Source organism: Sphingomonas sp. SAFR-052 (assembly GCF_051965015.1).
GTDB lineage: Bacteria > Pseudomonadota > Alphaproteobacteria > Sphingomonadales > Sphingomonadaceae > Sphingomonas.
Genome location: NZ_JBQCMO010000029.1, coordinates 1 through 2,841, shown reverse-complemented (window position 1 = coordinate 2,841; position 2,841 = coordinate 1). Strand labels below are relative to the sequence as shown.

The 2,841-nt window shown below is 58.0% G+C and carries 3 protein-coding genes; all 3 read right to left on the bottom strand.

Annotated features, from left to right (window positions below; translation table 11 throughout):
- Positions 1-214: 214 nt before the first annotated feature.
- Complete coding sequence (locus ACTHQV_RS19150; protein WP_440492310.1) at positions 215-961, bottom strand: hypothetical protein; 747 nt, start codon at positions 959-961, stop codon at positions 215-217.
- Positions 962-988: 27 nt separating this feature from the next.
- Positions 989-1,405 carry a globin family protein gene (locus tag ACTHQV_RS19145; protein WP_440492309.1) on the bottom strand — a complete coding sequence of 139 codons (417 nt, stop codon included), beginning with the start codon at positions 1,403-1,405 and terminating at the stop codon, positions 989-991.
- 242 nt (positions 1,406-1,647) lie between these two features.
- The gene (locus tag ACTHQV_RS19140; RefSeq protein ID WP_440492308.1) at positions 1,648-2,520 is read right to left on the bottom strand and encodes a cobaltochelatase CobT-related protein; all 873 of its coding nucleotides are present in this window, start codon (positions 2,518-2,520) and stop codon (positions 1,648-1,650) included.
- Positions 2,521-2,841 lie beyond the last annotated feature (321 nt).

The window sequence follows — 2,841 nt, the reverse complement described above, 5'->3', positions numbered from 1 at the left end:
ACCTACGCCCGGCAATGGCGGCGGAGACGACAATGCACTAACTAACATGCCGGACCACCCGCTGGGGGCTGTTCAGACACTCAGGCGGCGGACGTACGCTCCGTCGCCGGTAATCGAAACCTGCGAAAAGTTAGGTTTTCGCCGGTCTAACGTGCGGCGATACCCGCTCGATACCCATACCCGCCTGGGTATCGGGATACGGGCGGTCGGCGGCCTACTGTTTAGAGGCTTTCCCTACGTTCCCTTGAGCGCTTGCCAGCTTCGATATCTGCCGTGCCAGAACTTTCGCGGCAACTGCGTTGGCACCAACCCGTCCGATTGCCGCGGCGGCGCGATCTACCGTCCCGGCCGTATCAGCGGTGATTTCCGCAAGCTCCGATGCAATCTGACGTTGCTGACCGGCACTTTGCAGGGAGCCGGCTAGGAGGAAATCCTGTTCCTGCACTAGCGCACCGTGCGCGGCTGCAACGTCTTCGGCCGCGCTGACGTTCTCGGCGATTAGCGACGAGCGTTCGCCTATCGATGCATTGGCTAGCGCCGTACGGGTCGTCAACGTCGACATCTCGGCCGAGATCGCTGCGAAAGCTCCACCTTCGCTGCCAGAACGGGCCGCCTCGATCCGCGCGTTCAGGCTAAGCATTCGGCTTTCCGCCGCAATTTGCGCAATGCTGGCGCTGATAGCCGCTACACCCTCCACGGATTGTGCGAGATGTTCAATAATCGGCTTCTTTGCTGCGAGATGCGTCCGCGCCTCGGCAAGCGCCGCCACTTGGCGACGAACGCTCGCTTCGGCCTCGTTGGCCGCGGTCTGAAGGGCGGAGGCCAACGATGCGATCCGCGTCGCATGCTCCGTCACCCCGCGGATCATCGCGGTCGCGTTCTCGGCCTCGGACGCGACGCAGCCCGCAATGTCGAGCAACCTTGTCGCGATGCTACACAGCTGTTTTTCGTTTTCCGGCATGGCCGTCCGCACCTTGGCGCTGGTGGCCTAAGCTCGCTCTCGAACCGCAGCGAGCATGGTCCCGGACAATATCTCATAGGCTGCAGACCACGCCTGTTCGGTATCGCGATCGAACGCCGAACCAAGTCCAACTCGTAGCGTCTCGATCAGCGCTGATCCAACAGCGGCATAATGCGACTCCTTGGCACCATAACCGATATGCCGAATAGCGAGTTCGCGGGCGATCGGCACGATGGTGTCGAGCCGGTCCAGCGCATCGACCACCGTGGCCAAAGTGAGGAAAAGCTTGCGGCCTTGCTCCGTCATGTCGTTGCGGAACAGCGCGCGGGTATCGGGCGATAATTCGAACAGACGTCGGTAAAATTCGGCAGCCGCTTCGTTGGTGAGCGGAACGACAGCAGCGAAGCTGTCTTGGACGAGTTCGATTTGGCGTGCCGAGAGCATACCCTCGGTTCTGCCGACAAACCTGCAACGGATTGATTAACGCTGACGTCAGAAAATCGTATACTTATGAACTGTACGAGGCGGACGCACCGTCCGCCGTTGCGTTATGAAGTCAACGGATTTCAGATGGTTCGGTGGCCATCGCAGCACCCAGTACCCTCACGATATCCACGTCCTCTCGCGCCAAATTGCGGATGCTTGCCAATCGCTTGGCAATTTTCAAAATGTACATAGCGGTCGGGTCAGTTCGTGACCATTTGCTCGATCAATTCAATCAGCGCCGGCCCAAGTTCGCTGGGGGTCTCGACGTAGCTCGACGTTGGGTAAAACAGATGGGTCTGGTAGCCGATACCCATAGCAGCAATCCGGATGTTGCCATCGGCGACCATATCTTCTACAACTTCACAGAGGTGTTCGGCAAGATAATCGGGCGGATTTACCGTCAGCGTTGCATCGTCGACAGGGGCGCCGTCGGACAAAACGATCAAAATTTTACGCTTATTCGGTAAAGTCAGCAAGCGTTTGGCTGCCCATTGTATTGCTTCACCATCTATGTTTTCTTTCGGCAAATCTGGCCGTAACATTTGACGGTATTCCCATTTACCAGTGCTTGCCCTGCGATCCCCGGCGTCCTGATAAACAACGTGCAAAAGGTCATTTAGGCGTCCCGGGTTGTTCGGGCGAAACCGCCAGTTCCACCTGTTCCGCGACCGTCCGCCGCGCCATTGAGATGTGGTGAACCCCAGCACCTCGCACGTCATCCCGAGCGTTAGTAGAAACTCTTGCATGACGTCCGCCGTCGCGGCCGCAAATAGCATTTTTTGTCCGCGCATCGACCCAGATTGATCGAACAATAATGAAACGACTGTGTCGTGTCGCTCGCCGTCGGTCAAAGCTGATCTAATCCGCAATGAGGCTTCGGCTGCTAACAAGTGGAGGCTCGTTCTCCAAGGCAGCAGGTCCGTTTGTAATGCTTCCCAAGCGGCGTCGAGTGCGATCTGGTGGCTTTGTCGTAACGACCCTAGCACCGTGTCAATCTGGTTTGCTCGAACTTGACGGTCGAACTTGGTTGTATAGGCACGATAGCCTGTTGCACTCTCAGAAGACGATACCATTCACGTACAATGATAGTCCGCGAACGGTCGGTCAACGACGGCTTCGAATTCCGTTAGCCGGTGCCGTTTTGTCCGCTTCCCACCGGCTCCCAGACATTCCAACGGCGGACACTCCGTCCGTCGCGACTGACCCAATCCAGGGGTTACAGCGCGAACCATACCCTCCAAAGAAGCTGGCGGTACCCACCGATCCAGCGGTAAGTACGGTATGCTGTCAGACTGAACACAGAGAACGACAGAGGGTAACGCGGATGATGGGTGCGGCTCTATATGTCCTGTCGTTGGCTATCGCGGCGCCACCGCAATCGGCGGCCTCGATCG